The organism is Microcystis flos-aquae FACHB-1344 (genome assembly GCF_014698375.1).
Lineage (GTDB): Bacteria > Cyanobacteriota > Cyanobacteriia > Cyanobacteriales > Microcystaceae > Microcystis > Microcystis aeruginosa.
Genome location: NZ_JACJSW010000026.1, coordinates 1 through 13156 on the forward strand (window position 1 = coordinate 1; position 13156 = coordinate 13156).

Consider the following 13156-nt stretch of genomic DNA (forward strand, 5'->3'; position numbering starts at 1 on the left):
TCTTTAACTGAAAGAGTTTTTGAGTGTGAACAATGCCATGTAGTTTGCGGTCGAGACTTGAACGCTAGTCTAAATCTAGCTTCTTTGGCGGTGAGTTCCACCGTGTCAGCTTGTAGAGTAGATAGTGCCGACACTACTACAGTGAAGCAGGAAGTTAACGTCAAATTTGCTCATGAGTAGATTTGAGTAGGTTTAATAGAACGGAATATTAAGAAAAGAAAGACACTGGAGACGACAGGCTCTCAAAATCGATAAGATACAGGTATCTGCAACCACAGAGGTGGGACAAACCATGCTGTTAGATAGAGATTTGATGCTAGAAAAGCGGCTGCGGTATCAAGAATTACAAGAAAAACTAAAAGAGATTTGGCAGGGAGAAAACGTTCCCGAATCGGATGAATGGGATTATGATATCCTAGTTGTCCCTTCTTTTAGTATCGATCAGAGAGTCGGTCAAAAAGTAGCGGGTTTTTTACATTACGAAGAAAGATTATTATTTTCTCTGATTCGGTTGCGACACCCGAAAACTCGTTTAATCTATGTAACAGCGCAGCCACTGGCGCGGATGGTGATTGATTATTACCTGCAATTGTTGCCCGGGATTCCTTTTTCCCATGCTAATAATCGTCTGTTATTACTGACAACTCACGATAACTCTTTTCAACCTTTAACCCAAAAAATTCTGGAAAGACCGCGCTTAGTAGCAAGAATCCGGCAAGCGTTGCGTCGAGATCGTGCCTACATGGTTTGTTTTAATTCTACTAATTTAGAGCGAGAATTGTCTTTACAATTAGATATTCCTTTATTTGCCTGTAGTCCAGACTTATTGTATTGGGGTTCTAAAAGTGGCAGTCGCGAGATTTTTGGTCAAGGCAATATTCCCCATCCTGACGGTAGTTTACAGGTAAATACGGTCAAGGATTTGTTATACGAAGCCGCTAGTTTGTGGTCTCGTCAACCGCAACTAAAACGCATGGTAGTTAAATTAAATGAGGGGTTATCGGGAGAAGGAAATGCAGTTTTAGATTTACGTCCTTTAGGGGGAATTGTTGATAGTAACAGTCTAGATTTAAGCGAGAGAATCAATCTCTTGGCCAAACAATTAGAGAAGATGAGTTTTCAAGCAAGGGATGAAAATTGGGACAGTTTTTCTGGCAGAATTGCTGAATTAGGGGCAATTGTCGAAGCTTTTATTGAAGGAGAAGAAAAGCGATCGCCGAGTGTGCAAGGTTATATTACACCCACGGGAGAAGTGAAGATTCTTTCCACTCACGATCAAATTTTAGGCGGTCCCGATGGTCAAATTTATCTAGGTTGTCATTTTCCTGCCGATGAAAATTATCGCCTACAATTACAGGAATTAGGTCTAAAAATAGGGGAAATTCTGGCAGCCAAGGGGGCAATTGAACGCTATGGAGTTGATTTCGTCGCTGTGAAAAATCCAGAAACTTTAGTCTGGGATTTACAGGCGATCGAAATTAATCTGCGAAAAGGAGGAACCACCCATCCTTTTATGACTTTGAAGCTTTTAACTAATGGTGAATATGATCGAAAAACCGGATCATTTTTCAGTCAACCTCACCAGGAAAAATACTATATTGCCTCCGATAATCTCCACAAACCCCAATACAAAGGTTTACTTCCCGATGATTTAATGGATATTATTGCTAAACATCACTTGCATTTTGATAGTAGCAGTAAAACAGGAACAGTTTTTCATCTCATGGGTGCGCTGTCGGAATTTGGTAAATTAGGGTTAACTTGTATCGGCAATTCTAGTGAGGAAGCTGCGGCAATTTATCAGCGTGTGGAACAGGTGTTAGATTGGGAAACAGAGCATAGTTCCATAAATTTAGGTTATTATTCTGGATTACCGATCACTTGGATATAACTAGACTGATTTACTGGGTATAATTTTTTGTTTCAGAGATTTAATCATCCAAGCAGGCAGTTCTAAAAATTGATAGATAGCTAGATTCCAAAGATAGCCATACTGAGGGAATTTTCTTAATAACATAACTTCCGATAAAAAGTAAAATCGCCAAGTTCTTTGGTATTCAGGAGGATTATCTTCAATTCGTATTTGTTCGGGATAATTCGGCAGCCAGTGACCGATTACTCGCTCTTTTTCAAAATATTTAGCCTGAATATATAAACCTAGTAATCTATCTAAACACCAAAAAGGAATATATTTAATCGGACCAAATAAGTTCATGAGATTAGTAATTTCTATCGTCGCTACTTGCACAGGTTCACTTTTCCAAACTTTTTTATCAAAATTTTCTAAATGGGAACCATTTTGATCGCGACGTTGATTGAGAAAAACTTGGGGATTAAAAGGATTATCTAAAGGAGCGATCGGTAATTCTAATAAATAATTATTCTCTTTAAATAAGTTGCTATTATTTTCTCTCCTGCTACAGATAGCTAAACTTTTTACATCGGGAATTGTTGGCCAAGGACTCTCTAATTTTTCTCGTTCACCGTAGGGAAATCCACATCTGGCTAATCTTAATACCCAACTATTGGGGAAGCGTTCAAAATAGTCTTTGACTAAGGTGACGATCTCAGGGTGTAAATATTCATCGCAATTGATTGTGAGAATATAAGTACCTCTGGCATTTAAAAATCCTGTACTTCTTTGAAGGGAGCATCTCACTTACGCAATGAGTAATTATACTTAGCCTAAAAGCCACTCTTAATCGTGTCTTGGAACGAAATAGAGGCTTTTAAAGACTGCGTACATGGAGAATTAAAACAAGAATTACCCTCGAAAAGCCTATTTTTCCACTAAGTATTTATGCTCATGGCAAAGGTGAGATGCTCCCTTCTTTGAATAATTTCACCTCGTAAAGCACAGACAATCTGTTTCATGCGTGGATCATTGACTGGGGAAGGTTTGACCCCAGGAGGATGAACTAAAATAAATTCTATATCTCCCTTGACTTTCAATAATTCTCCTAGCCAATGTTCGCTAAATCCCTCGCGCATCGGGATAACGATCGATAGAAAAGTATTAGACATAAATTAACTCTTTAGATTTGCCTGTGATTTATCAAAGTTGTCTTGACTGCGATGCACTTAACTGGTTTAAATAGCTTCTAAATATTTGCTATCGAGCAGAAATGAGCCTCGATCGAATTTTACACCCCAATAACCCCCCGGCCGGCGATCGATAACCGTGCCGATATCGTCGATATTGAGCAGCTCCGGCGGCCGTAACATAGGCATAGGATCGGCGGTTTTCAGGTAAGGGGGAATGGCAATCAGACGGACTTTTCCCCCGACGCTAATTTCACTCATGGTACTGACTAGATGCGATCGTGATATCGTATCTCAACTTAGCATATTTCAAATCATTCTCAAGATAGATTCCCTAGGGAATAGGTATTCTGTAAGCTGTTGCCATCCGCCTTTGGCGTTGGGTTGGGCTGTTGCCTGACCTAGCTGGGAGGGGATAATCGCAATACGAAATCTGCTGGAGCAATAATCATGAAAATCACTCATAAACTTTTGTTTTCTTCCTGGCTCTTACTGGGTGTCACGGTAGCCCCATCCCAGGTATTGGCAGGACCATTTGTTCCTCAAGGACCGTTTGTCCAACCTGCACCTGGACCGCATATTCCATGGCCAAAAAATGTTCCGGGCAAAGAATACAGCGATCGCTTTGACAAAGACACTCAAGAACCGCCAGTTCTAGATCCAGAACAGAATATTTACTGGGATGGCAATGGTGGTCGGCAAGATGCCTTCGACTATAGTGGCTCTCGCTCAGGTGATACCGATCCAGCTAGAGAAGTAGATGCCTTAGCTAATCATCAAGATGCCCTATTCTGGGATGTCATCGCTAATCAAGCCGCCCTACTATTCTCGACTGGTTCGACGACGCTATTACTCCCCGGTGATTCCCGTGCTACTGTTTATAACGCAAGTCCTGCTTATAACCAGCTTGGAATACATGAAAAAAGTGTTCTTTCTGAATCGATTGGCGGGGGGATTGGCTTTTGGGCAAAGCCTCCAGAAATTGATCAAGCGGGAGTTAACGATCTCGATGGTTTGGAGGTTTGGGGTGGCCTAGCAGATCCGACTCCTGATGATGCTGATGTGTACTCTTTGCTGGGAGATCCCCTCATTAACGGTACGAGAACGTCATTATGGTACTACAACGGTGGTGTAAGTAACCCTTATCTTGATGCTGCTCAGATTGCGGCGGCGATTAACCGCCCTGACATAGCTAACTTAGCGAATATTATCGATTTGGATGGTTTAATGGTCTGGGATGGCGGTAACATTGGCCAATGGGATAACAGCGATGCCATTCTGTTCAGTGTTATGCCCATCGACGCTAATCTTGATGGAATCATCACACCCAATATTAATGGGGGCGATATCGATGGCGGGGAAATTTGGCATTGGCAATTTGGTCAAGCTGCCCAATTCCTCAATCACGGTGGGCATCTCTGGGATACAGCTTTCAATGTCAGACAGGCTACCGGGGCAGTGAATGAAAATATAGATGCTTTAGAAGCTGTCGCTAGTTCACATAACGGACCACGAATTCCCGAACCCTCTACAGTCATCAGCTTATTAACCCTTGGCACTCTCGGCGCAGCTTCAACCCTGAAACGCAAACTAAAATCCTCTAAATTCGACGAAAACTAAACCACAAAAGTAGGCTAAATTGCTTACCAAAGTAGAATTAATGCTCCTTCATTCAGTCAGTTGAGGGGGTATTTTTTGTCCATGTTTCTATTCATTAATTTTTATTAATTAATCGATCACAAGTATTTTTTTGTGATACAATGGGGGCGGTTCATACAAATATCGTAAATTTTAATGACTATTGTGATTCCCAACGAAATTATACAAGCAACAGGAAAAAACGAGCAACTGTTGCAACTAGAACTGGCAATCATTATGTTTAGAGATTATCATATCAGTAGCGCAAAAGCGGCTGATTTTGCCAACTTATCTTTAATTGAATTTCGTCAAGAAGTCGCCAAGAGGAATATTTGTGTAAATTATGATAGTGTAGATTGGCAACAAGAATTACAAACCTTAAAAACCTTAGGTGATCTGTAATTGTTGTTAGTAACACCTCTCCGATTACCAGTTTAGCTGCTATCGGCTATCTTAACTTGCTCCATGATATCTATGGAACAATTATTATTCCAGTGGCTGTTTATGAAGAAATGACAGGATTAGGTTATTCAGTTCCTGGCACTATTGAAGTTCAAACCCTATCCTGGATAGAAAAGCGAGAGTTAGAGAATCGGTTATTATTAGAAGAATTACAAAAGGAATTACACCGAGGAGAATCAGAAACGATAGCTTTAGCGATTTCTTCAAATGCTGATAGAGTAATTATAGACGAGAACCCTGGCAGAAAGAAAGCAATTAGTTTAGGATTGAATGTTATTGGAATTTTAGGTATTTTATTAATTGCCAAAAGAAGAAGATTAATTCCTACTATTCAGCCGTTAATGGATGATTTGATTTTTAAAGCAGGTTTCCGTGTTAATCAAATATTGTATTTAGACATATTAAAAACAGCGCAAGAAATTGATGAAAACCAATAACTAAAGCCTTCAAAATTTTCTTATTTAATTGTTGCTAACTAATTGACAACAAGAGCGTTTTTTGTGGTAGAATAGTCGGTCTAGTGTAAATATAGTAAAAGTTGAAATGTCTATCACCCATATTAATAATCTTCAAGACCAGATTTTGCAGAGTATTAAGACTTTACCGCTAGAAAAACAGCAAAAAGTCCTTGAATTCGCCCAATCCTTACAAAGAAATTCACGTTTTCAGAAATGGGATCATATTTCAGATGCGGAAGCACAATCGTTACAAAATGAATTTGCTCAAGAGGATATTAGCTTTTCAGAAAGTATTTTACCCGATTATTTATCTCACCTTGAACAAGAGGATAAGCAATAAATGCGAGGGGATATTTATCTAGCTGATTTGAATCCGAGTCGTGGTTCAGAACAAGCTGGTATTCGACCTGTTATTATTGTCCCACTGTTGTTGTAATTCCATTAACCAGTAATTTACGTCGCGCACAAATCCCCGTAACAATGGTTATTCCCGCAGGACAGGGAGGCTTAAATCAGGAATCAGTAGCCTTATGTTATCAAATTGTTGTTAAGTAGGTAGGCGTTAAAAATTATCAGATCCCCCCCTTATTAAGGGGGGATTAAAGGGGGGACTAAGGGGGGATCGGCACCCCCCTTATCAAGGGGGGCAGGGGGGATCGAACCTAAAATATATTTTTAATTTAATTATAACCAGCTACTTATTGATAGACAACGACTTCAGCGACAGTTGGGGACACTTTCTTCTAGTTATTTACAGCAATTGTAAGAAGCGATGCGATATACATTAAAAAACCAAAATCTGAATTCCTAGTTGGGGAGAAAAATGTAAGGATTTATTAAATTGTAACTTTTGATACAGTTGTGGGGGGGGGAATGTGTATAATCCCGTTGTCTCCCTTTGGCGTTGGGTTGGGGTGTTGCCTAACCTAGCGGCGAGGGGATAACCGCACTATTGAGAAGAAAAAAAATGAAAAACAGCATCTCAGCCGCGATTCTTGGAGCGGCTGTAACCACTGCACTCATCGGACTATCTACAAGTCCTGCTCAGGCCGCTCAACTTAGCTTCAAGTTCGACTTTTTAACTTCGGACGGTGATTTATTTAAACTGAATCTGACTACGGAGGACACGCTTACAACAAAAAACGCCCCTTCTTACTCTAACCCAGGGTGGGACGCCTTGACAGTACCAAACCCGGTTCCAGCCTATACCTTTACAGGCTATAAAATCCTTGACGTGACGGGAACGGAGACTGACCCAGGCGGCATCACTAACCCTATTACTGCAATACTTCCCGTAGGCTCTGGCGTTTTTAATAAACCTTTCATACCTCTCCCTCCACCTGAAGGGGATGGTGTAACCCCAGTCCCAGACAGGATCGGTCACTCACCTTCGGACAACCTTTACAATCCCAATGGTGGCTTTGCTCCAGGAGTGCTTCCAGCAGGGAATACAGCAGGTAAATTTTCCTTTGGGGGCTTAGTTTTCCATGTAGGGGGTACTGAAAATAAAGATTATCAAGTATTCACCCGGCCGGATTTTGGTAGCGACTGGAGGCGGCCGGGGCCAGGCTATGACTATGGCGGTTGCCCCGGTAGCTGCGTTGGGGCTATACCTGTTCCTGAACCCTCCTCAACTGCTGGACTTTTAGCTATTGGCTCCTTTGGTGCATTAGGTGCAGCTTCAACCCTGAAGCGCAAACTAAAATCATCCAAAACATCAGAAAACGAAACCACAAAAGTAGGCTAAATTGCTTACAAAATACGATAAATGCCCCTTCATTCAGTCAGTTGAGGGGGTTTATTGTATAATAGGGACATAATTAAATCAAGAGGATTTTGGTTATGCAACAGGTGACGATTGAGCTACCCACCACCATAATTAATGCTCTAGCCGCCTACAATCAAGAGCATAAGGTATCTTCTTCTGATACAGTACAAACGGCTATAGAATCATTTTTAATAGCGAAAGGCTATTTATCCAAACCGAAAAAATCTTTTCACTTATCTCCCGCACCCAAAGGAAGTGGCTATACTGACACATCCATCAATCATGACGCTGTTTTAGCCGAATTTACAGCTTGCTTCTATATAGATTAGGATTTGAACAAGCCACTCATTTCACACAAAATTGCTTAGAATCTGCTAATCTGATCAATCCGACAGAAGATCAGTATTTCGCAGCCATAGCAAAAGCTAAACAATTTCCTGATCAAACTATTACTATTGTTGATGCTTTGACTGCTATCATCTCAATCGAATTAGATCTACCTGTTTGGAGCTATGATTATCATTTTGATATAATGCGGGTGAAAGTATGGAGATAACCCTAAAGTGCCAACTAAAACCCTCCAAACCCTCAGAAAAGGAAACCACAAAAGTCTCCTAAAAACCATTAATAAAAAACTTGCGATCGCCCCTTCATTCAGTCAGTTGAGGGGGTTTTGTTTTTTTATATATCTTCCTCTTACACATTAGTCGCTCGAAAATGATAAGATAGATATAATAAACCAGATTGAGTCTGAGGAAAAATCAAAAATGCAATTTATTCAGACTAAAGCCAAAATCAAAGATGGACAATTAATTATCGAGCAACCCCATCAAGATTTGCCAACAGACACAGAGATTGAAGTTGTTATTATTGTTCCCGATCAAAATGAACAAGTAGAATTTGAACAAGCTCGTACTAAGATGCAAGCTGCATTTAAAGAAGCAGGTATCGACACTGATGAACAGATTTTAGAGCTTATTCGTAAAGTGAAGCAAGAACTATTTCAGGAGCGGTATGAATGAGGAGAATTTTTTTAGATACAAATATTTATATTATTGGTCAATTAAAACCCCTCTCACCACAAGAGCGAATTCTTACATGGTTAGGATATTATACCCCCAATAATCAATCTTCAATCAAAGTTATTATTTCCCAGGAACTCATTAACCAAATTTTACGAGTTGGCAAAAGCAGCCAAAATAGTAGATCAAATCTGGCAGAATCTTAATTGCTTATTTATACCAGAAACGATTGCAATGAAAGCAGAAGCAAGTCAGATAATTGCAGAAAAATTAGTGCCTTCTGAAGATGTTTTTATCTATCTAACTGCCAAATATGGTGCGGCAGAAATCTTTTTGTCTGAAAATCGAGAATTAATCAAAATTATTGCTGATTTTGATTGTTTAACATCAGAGAAATTTCTTGATAAATATCTGCGACAAATGCCCCCTTAATTCAGTCAATTGAGGGGGTATTTTTGGCCTAACTCTCTCAATTCCCATGATTTCAAGGAGTATGGTTTATCCTTTCATCCGATATCTGCTACAATACAGATACAGGAAATAAAATTTTGATCAGTAGGGTAGAAGTCTTTTCCGTTATCTTAGAAGGTAAGCATCATGAAAAATTTAGAAGAAATTAAAGCGATTTTGGGTCAAGTTAAGTCCTTAGTAAAAGAAAAGTATCATGTCAGTGAATTAGGCATTTTTGGAGATTATGTAAAAGGAGAAGTGCAGGAAAATAGTCAGGTTAATATTCTGATAGATTATACAGAACCGCCTAGTTTACTAGATTTAGTAGATCTGGAATATTATTTAAGTGATTTACTTAAGGTAAAAGCGGATGTTATCAGTAAAAATGGCTTAAAAGGAAGAAGGAGAGAAAGAATTTTATCCGAGGTTATTTATGTATGACGCAACGGGAATTTAGAGATTTCTTGCAAGACATTCTAGAGGCAATTTGTCAACTAGAAAAGATGACTCAGGATCTAAGCTTTGCAGAATTTCCAACTAAGATAGAAATATTTCTTTCGGCAGTAAAATTAATTGAAATAATCGGGGAAGCAGTCAAAAATATTCCTGATGAAGTGAGAGTTAATTATCCCAATATTCCTTGGAAAAACATCGCAGGTATGCGGGATAAATTAGTTCATGACATGAATATTGGGCAATTGATGAAAAAGTCGTCTGGAAAGTGATTCAAAACAATCTCCCCCAGCTAAAGAGAATCATTATCAGTATCATTGAGAAATTACAATAAATTTTCCTTCCTCCTTTAAAAACCCACCTCCCCACTTCCCACTTCCCGATTCATAATTATTCCCACTTGCAAGAGTGCCTTTTTGAACCTTTCCCTAAAAAGGTCTTAATTTTAGGGAAATACAGTTAAAGGAATCCATTCGTAGGTGTTGACAATGCCTTGAAAATAATCATTAATAGTTTCTCTGGAATAGGGAACAACACCCTCTTCACCAAACCAACGTTCATAAATTGTCACCGCTTGTTGTTGGTCACTAACGATCCCTTCCATGAATTTTAATAGGGTATAATTCACTGTATCGCGCCATTTAGAATCATTTTCGGGTAAAGTACAGGCATAGGATTCGTAGGCGTAGGGATAGGAGGGAACTATGGCTAAATTATTGGGATTTTTAGCGCTTTTCCTTAAACCTTCCAGGGTAATGCCATCACTGGCAAAACCATCAATTTCTCCCGCTTCTAGTTTTTGTAAACCCTCGCCACGATTTTTAACTTTGACCAAAATAGCGGCGGGTTGTTGGGTTTTAATTACTGCTTCATTAGTAGTATTGGCAATTACTCCAATGCGTCTGCCTGCCAAGCTACCGATGTCATCGAGATTACTACCTTTGCGGGTTAACAATTGAGTGCCACTGGCAAAATAACTAACGGAAAAATCCACTTCATTTTCTCTTTTCCAAGTAAAAGTAGTGGAGCCACATTCGATATCGATAACCCCTGTTTTCAACTTTTCAAAACGATTTTGGGGAGTAATCTCAACAATTTTTAACTTAATTGGTTTTCCTAACTTCCGTTCGGTTTCCTTGCGAATTAACTCTAACATATCAAGGCTGTAACCCACCCACTTGCCCTGGGAGTTGACAAAACCAAAGGGAATAGCATCTTTACGAGCGCCGGCAGTAATTACCCCAGTTTTTTGAATGCGATCGAAGATTGCTCCGGCAAGGCTAGAATGGTTACTGGTGAGGGTTAAAGCTACTGTCATCGTCATGACGGCAAGTGTACGCTTCATTTTTTTTCCTAATCTGAAAGTGGCTCAAGTCTGGGACTGTTTCAGGAGACTGAGAGTTTCCCAGAGGAAGATTTTTCAGAGGAGATTGCTGGGGACAAAAAAAGAGGAGAGATGTTACTCTCTCCCCCTTTTAGTTTTTTCGACAACATTTTAAATTGTTTTTTCAGTTGTCGCTGTCGGGCCGAACCACCCTTGCCTTTGTCGTTACGTCCCTGACGGCGGGGGGACTCCCATCGCTTAAGTCGCATAGTTTTTAATTCCAATTTGGTTAGTTATCTGTATTATAACAGGGTTAGCGTCAGTTTGGGTTAAGGAATGCCCGATTCTAGTTGACCAACCTTGTCCACCTAATTAGTATTTTCCTATGCTTAGTCAGCAACTTTGGCACAGCCATCAAGATCTAGTACAAGCTTGTCTAGAACACCCTTTTGTGCGAGGTATCGCCACAGGAGAGCTTAAACGGGACTGTTTCGCTTTCTATGTCGGTCAGGATGCTTTTTTTCTGGAATCTTTCGCCCGTGCTTACAGTATCGCCGCTGCTAAAGCTCCTGATTGGCAGGGATTTACTAGCTTTCATCGGTTAGCGGCAGGGGTATTAAAGGAATTAGAATTACACGAAAATTATGCTCTACAGTGGGGAGTTGACCTGAGAAAGGTTCAGCCCGCTAACGCCACCCGTCGCTATACGGATTTTCTTCTCGCTACCGCTTGGATGGGTGATATCGGTGCGATTGCCGTGGCGATGAGTCCCTGTATGCGTCTTTATGCTTATCTGGGTCAACAATTAGCCTTAGAGCCGATTTCTGAGAATCCCTATCAAGCTTGGATTGATAGTTATAGTGGGGATGAATTCGCCGCTTTAGCAAGCCAGTTAGAGGAATTGGCGGATAAATACGCTCTGATGACGGAAAATATCTTTTTATCCTATCGTTATGCCCTTAGTTGTGAACAGGACTTCTTTAGTGCCGCCTACAGCCGGGGCAAATCTTAAAATTTTCCCGTCACAATGTTAAGAAATATAAATAACGCTAAGATTAAGGTAAGCAAAATCGTCATTATAAGAATAATGTTCCCTTCGCAACCCACCGAAAACGAACTCCTGAAAACTATCTTAGAACCTCTACTAGAGGATTTCACCTATTGGTTTTCCCGTTCCCGTCTCCTCCTCGAATCCGAGAGATTATCCTTTCTCAGCCTCGAGGAACAAGACGATTTATTGGCAAGAGTCAAAAACGCCCAACAGGAGGTGGCCACGGCTCATTTACTCTTTAAAACCACAGGTGGTCAGGTGGGTATCGAGGCCAAGATGTTGTTGCCTTGGCATCAGTTGGTGGCAGAGTGTTGGGGTGTCAGCAGTCGTCGTCGTCGATTACAGGGTTGGGGAGAATATCAATCTCCTCAAACTGACGCTTAACCTGAAACTTTTTGGTAAGCTAGAGAGTTAAGCGAATTTTTAGCATAAAGTTTTGGCAATTAGGAATATTCACACATAATTCATGGGAGACTTGGTCAATGCTACATCTGCTCTATATCCTCGCCTTCACGGTTATCGCTTTTTTGACCATTAATAATTTAATTCGTAGTCTGATTACTGTCAGCATGGATTCCCAGAAACGTCCTGCTAAATCGGGTAATTCCTATAATCCCTACGGTTATCCCATGACTTCCCATCCGGAACTTTTGGACGAGGCCGGACAGCTGATTAATGAACCTCTGTTAGTGATTCGTTCTGTCACTGTCGAAGATGCTCGTCAGCAGTTAGATGCCATTTATAATTCTTCTCCCAGTGCTACCAAAGAGCAAGATGAAGAAATCTAGTTGGTTCTAGAATGGCGGTCCTTGAAAACAGATATATTTATCTACACGGTTTTGCTTCTAGCCCCCAATCAACAAAAGCGCAATTTTTGAGACATTGTTGGCAAAATAGGGGTTTAGCAATGGAAATTCCCGATCTTAACGGTGATGACTTTTCTAGCTTAACTCTCACTCGTCAGATTGTCCAAATCGGCCCATTGATTCAACAATCTCAGCTTCCTGTTACTCTGATTGGTTCCAGTTTTGGCGGTTTAACGGCAGCTTGGCTGGCAGAAACTTATTCTCAGGTGCAAAGGCTCGTTTTATTAGCTCCCGCTTTTAATTTCGGGCCGGTTTGGTTGGGACAATTGGGAGCAGAAACCCTAGCCAATTGGCAAAAATCTGGGAGTTTATCGGTGTATCACCACGGTTATCGTCGTTATCTGCCGATTTATTACAAGTTTATTGAGGATTTAGCTAATTATCCCCAAGAAAAGTTAATCAGGCAGCTCCCCACCCTGATTATTCATGGTCGTGCCGATGAGGTGATTCCCCTAGAAAATAGTCGCCATTATTGCATAAATCGTCCTTGGGTAAAATTAATCGAATTAGATAGTGATCATGCCCTTACCGATGTGATGACGAGAATCTGGGCTGAAATGCAGTTATTTCTCAATTTTTGACGAAAAAAGACCCCCCCTTCCATAGAAAAAAGAGGGGTTTA

At 40.4% G+C, this 13156-nt stretch carries 22 protein-coding genes and 2 pseudogenes; 19 read left to right on the forward strand and 5 right to left on the reverse strand.

What is annotated here, in order from left to right; all coding sequences use genetic code 11:
* Together H6G48_RS01330 and H6G48_RS01335 are read left to right on the forward strand one after the other, a co-directional pair.
* Window positions 1-180 (forward strand): annotated as a pseudogene (locus H6G48_RS01330) (zinc ribbon domain-containing protein); the annotation flags it as partial.
* Between the two features lie 112 nt (window positions 181-292).
* Window positions 293-1891, forward strand: a complete 1599-nt coding sequence (locus H6G48_RS01335) for a peptide ligase PGM1-related protein (RefSeq protein WP_190718329.1) — start codon at window positions 293-295, stop codon at window positions 1889-1891.
* Here H6G48_RS01335 and H6G48_RS01340 read toward each other — a convergent pair whose 3' ends face one another.
* The 3 genes from H6G48_RS01340 to sipA all read right to left on the reverse strand — a co-directional run bounded on the left by H6G48_RS01340 (window position 1892) and on the right by sipA (window position 3303).
* Window positions 1892-2659 (reverse strand): transposase, encoded by a 768-nt coding sequence (locus tag H6G48_RS01340; protein ID WP_242034486.1) that lies wholly within the window; start codon window positions 2657-2659, stop codon window positions 1892-1894. It lies immediately after the preceding gene.
* A 131-nt stretch (window positions 2660-2790) separates the two neighbouring features.
* Entirely contained in the window at window positions 2791-3024 is a 234-nt protein-coding gene (locus tag H6G48_RS01345; RefSeq protein ID WP_423202521.1) for a hypothetical protein, read from the reverse strand.
* A gap of 66 nt (window positions 3025-3090) precedes the next feature.
* A complete protein-coding gene (gene sipA / locus H6G48_RS01350) occupies window positions 3091-3303 on the reverse strand; it encodes a regulatory protein SipA (protein ID WP_043995397.1) in 213 nt (70 codons plus the stop codon).
* Window positions 3304-3492: 189 nt separating this feature from the next.
* On the opposite strand from sipA, the gene H6G48_RS26735 reads away from it, so the two are divergent.
* The 13 genes and pseudogenes from H6G48_RS26735 to H6G48_RS26740 all read left to right on the forward strand — a co-directional run bounded on the left by H6G48_RS26735 (window position 3493) and on the right by H6G48_RS26740 (window position 9627).
* Window positions 3493-4662, forward strand: coding sequence for a PEP-CTERM sorting domain-containing protein (locus H6G48_RS26735; RefSeq protein WP_190718332.1), 1170 nt, complete (start codon window positions 3493-3495; stop codon window positions 4660-4662).
* A 174-nt stretch (window positions 4663-4836) separates the two neighbouring features.
* Window positions 4837-5082 (forward strand): UPF0175 family protein, encoded by a 246-nt coding sequence (locus H6G48_RS01360; protein ID WP_002770804.1) that lies wholly within the window; start codon window positions 4837-4839, stop codon window positions 5080-5082.
* Window positions 5082-5579, forward strand: a complete 498-nt coding sequence (locus H6G48_RS01365; protein ID WP_190718375.1) for a PIN domain-containing protein — start codon at window positions 5082-5084, stop codon at window positions 5577-5579. The genes H6G48_RS01360 and H6G48_RS01365 overlap by 1 nt, the downstream gene beginning before the upstream one ends.
* A gap of 106 nt (window positions 5580-5685) precedes the next feature.
* Window positions 5686-5940, forward strand: a complete 255-nt coding sequence (locus H6G48_RS01370; RefSeq protein ID WP_147072783.1) for a hypothetical protein — start codon at window positions 5686-5688, stop codon at window positions 5938-5940.
* Window positions 5941-6149, forward strand: a pseudogene (locus H6G48_RS27045) (type II toxin-antitoxin system PemK/MazF family toxin); the annotation flags it as partial.
* Window positions 6150-6567: 418 nt separating this feature from the next.
* Window positions 6568-7347, forward strand: coding sequence for a PEP-CTERM sorting domain-containing protein (locus H6G48_RS01380; protein WP_190718335.1), 780 nt, complete (start codon window positions 6568-6570; stop codon window positions 7345-7347).
* Window positions 7348-7442: 95 nt separating this feature from the next.
* Complete coding sequence (locus H6G48_RS01385) at window positions 7443-7697, forward strand: hypothetical protein (RefSeq protein ID WP_004162525.1); 255 nt, start codon at window positions 7443-7445, stop codon at window positions 7695-7697.
* 438 nt (window positions 7698-8135) lie between these two features.
* Entirely contained in the window at window positions 8136-8390 is a 255-nt protein-coding gene (locus H6G48_RS01390) for a hypothetical protein (protein ID WP_002757246.1), read from the forward strand.
* Window positions 8387-8596: a PIN domain-containing protein gene (locus tag H6G48_RS01395; RefSeq protein WP_002757244.1), complete on the forward strand. Its 210-nt coding sequence runs from the start codon at window positions 8387-8389 to the stop codon at window positions 8594-8596. Before H6G48_RS01390 ends, H6G48_RS01395 begins: the two co-directional genes overlap by 4 nt.
* 28 nt (window positions 8597-8624) lie before the next feature.
* Window positions 8625-8822, forward strand: coding sequence for a PIN domain-containing protein (locus tag H6G48_RS01400; protein WP_190718338.1), 198 nt, complete (start codon window positions 8625-8627; stop codon window positions 8820-8822).
* Window positions 8823-8987: 165 nt separating this feature from the next.
* On the forward strand, window positions 8988-9281 hold the full coding sequence (locus tag H6G48_RS01405; RefSeq protein ID WP_190718341.1) for a nucleotidyltransferase family protein: 294 nt from the start codon (window positions 8988-8990) through the stop codon (window positions 9279-9281).
* Complete coding sequence (locus H6G48_RS01410; RefSeq protein ID WP_261779597.1) at window positions 9278-9565, forward strand: HepT-like ribonuclease domain-containing protein; 288 nt, start codon at window positions 9278-9280, stop codon at window positions 9563-9565. Before H6G48_RS01405 ends, H6G48_RS01410 begins: the two co-directional genes overlap by 4 nt.
* A complete protein-coding gene (locus tag H6G48_RS26740) occupies window positions 9562-9627 on the forward strand; it encodes a hypothetical protein (protein WP_261779598.1) in 66 nt (21 codons plus the stop codon). Before H6G48_RS01410 ends, H6G48_RS26740 begins: the two co-directional genes overlap by 4 nt.
* 111 nt (window positions 9628-9738) lie before the next feature.
* Here the strand turns inward: H6G48_RS26740 and H6G48_RS01415 are convergent, their stop codons facing one another.
* Together H6G48_RS01415 and H6G48_RS01420 are read right to left on the reverse strand one after the other, a co-directional pair.
* Complete coding sequence (locus H6G48_RS01415) at window positions 9739-10638, reverse strand: amino acid ABC transporter substrate-binding protein (protein WP_002799561.1); 900 nt, start codon at window positions 10636-10638, stop codon at window positions 9739-9741.
* Between the two features lie 41 nt (window positions 10639-10679).
* On the reverse strand, window positions 10680-10886 hold the full coding sequence (locus H6G48_RS01420; RefSeq protein WP_012267271.1) for a hypothetical protein: 207 nt from the start codon (window positions 10884-10886) through the stop codon (window positions 10680-10682).
* A gap of 116 nt (window positions 10887-11002) precedes the next feature.
* Here H6G48_RS01420 and H6G48_RS01425 point away from each other — a divergent pair, with 116 nt between their 5' ends.
* The 4 genes from H6G48_RS01425 to H6G48_RS01440 all read left to right on the forward strand — a co-directional run bounded on the left by H6G48_RS01425 (window position 11003) and on the right by H6G48_RS01440 (window position 13115).
* Window positions 11003-11629, forward strand: a complete 627-nt coding sequence (locus H6G48_RS01425) for a TenA family protein (RefSeq protein WP_079209829.1) — start codon at window positions 11003-11005, stop codon at window positions 11627-11629.
* A 15-nt stretch (window positions 11630-11644) separates the two neighbouring features.
* Window positions 11645-12052: a DUF2605 domain-containing protein gene (locus tag H6G48_RS01430; protein ID WP_190718344.1), complete on the forward strand. Its 408-nt coding sequence runs from the start codon at window positions 11645-11647 to the stop codon at window positions 12050-12052.
* Window positions 12053-12150: 98 nt separating this feature from the next.
* Window positions 12151-12456 (forward strand): DUF2973 domain-containing protein, encoded by a 306-nt coding sequence (locus H6G48_RS01435; RefSeq protein ID WP_061430696.1) that lies wholly within the window; start codon window positions 12151-12153, stop codon window positions 12454-12456.
* Window positions 12457-12467: 11 nt separating this feature from the next.
* A complete protein-coding gene (locus H6G48_RS01440) occupies window positions 12468-13115 on the forward strand; it encodes a YqiA/YcfP family alpha/beta fold hydrolase (protein ID WP_190718347.1) in 648 nt (215 codons plus the stop codon).
* Window positions 13116-13156 lie beyond the last annotated feature (41 nt).

Coding starts and splice junctions, on each gene's coding strand:
- H6G48_RS01400 (WP_190718338.1), top strand. CDS start 8,625: ATGAAAGCAGAAGCAAGTCAGATAATTGCAGAAAAATTAGTGCCTTCT.
- H6G48_RS01410 (WP_261779597.1), top strand. CDS start 9,278: ATGACGCAACGGGAATTTAGAGATTTCTTGCAAGACATTCTAGAGGCA.
- H6G48_RS01440 (WP_190718347.1), top strand. CDS start 12,468: ATGGCGGTCCTTGAAAACAGATATATTTATCTACACGGTTTTGCTTCT.
- H6G48_RS01390 (WP_002757246.1), top strand. CDS start 8,136: ATGCAATTTATTCAGACTAAAGCCAAAATCAAAGATGGACAATTAATT.
- H6G48_RS01420 (WP_012267271.1), bottom strand. CDS start 10,886: ATGCGACTTAAGCGATGGGAGTCCCCCCGCCGTCAGGGACGTAACGAC.
- H6G48_RS01360 (WP_002770804.1), top strand. CDS start 4,837: ATGACTATTGTGATTCCCAACGAAATTATACAAGCAACAGGAAAAAAC.
- H6G48_RS01385 (WP_004162525.1), top strand. CDS start 7,443: ATGCAACAGGTGACGATTGAGCTACCCACCACCATAATTAATGCTCTA.
- sipA (WP_043995397.1), bottom strand. CDS start 3,303: ATGAGTGAAATTAGCGTCGGGGGAAAAGTCCGTCTGATTGCCATTCCC.
- H6G48_RS01335 (WP_190718329.1), top strand. CDS start 293: ATGCTGTTAGATAGAGATTTGATGCTAGAAAAGCGGCTGCGGTATCAA.
- H6G48_RS01430 (WP_190718344.1), top strand. CDS start 11,645: ATGTTAAGAAATATAAATAACGCTAAGATTAAGGTAAGCAAAATCGTC.
- H6G48_RS01345 (WP_423202521.1), bottom strand. CDS start 3,024: ATGTCTAATACTTTTCTATCGATCGTTATCCCGATGCGCGAGGGATTT.
- H6G48_RS01370 (WP_147072783.1), top strand. CDS start 5,686: ATGTCTATCACCCATATTAATAATCTTCAAGACCAGATTTTGCAGAGT.
- H6G48_RS26735 (WP_190718332.1), top strand. CDS start 3,493: ATGAAAATCACTCATAAACTTTTGTTTTCTTCCTGGCTCTTACTGGGT.
- H6G48_RS01395 (WP_002757244.1), top strand. CDS start 8,387: ATGAGGAGAATTTTTTTAGATACAAATATTTATATTATTGGTCAATTA.
- H6G48_RS01425 (WP_079209829.1), top strand. CDS start 11,003: ATGCTTAGTCAGCAACTTTGGCACAGCCATCAAGATCTAGTACAAGCT.
- H6G48_RS01415 (WP_002799561.1), bottom strand. CDS start 10,638: ATGAAGCGTACACTTGCCGTCATGACGATGACAGTAGCTTTAACCCTC.
- H6G48_RS01405 (WP_190718341.1), top strand. CDS start 8,988: ATGAAAAATTTAGAAGAAATTAAAGCGATTTTGGGTCAAGTTAAGTCC.
- H6G48_RS01380 (WP_190718335.1), top strand. CDS start 6,568: ATGAAAAACAGCATCTCAGCCGCGATTCTTGGAGCGGCTGTAACCACT.
- H6G48_RS01435 (WP_061430696.1), top strand. CDS start 12,151: ATGCTACATCTGCTCTATATCCTCGCCTTCACGGTTATCGCTTTTTTG.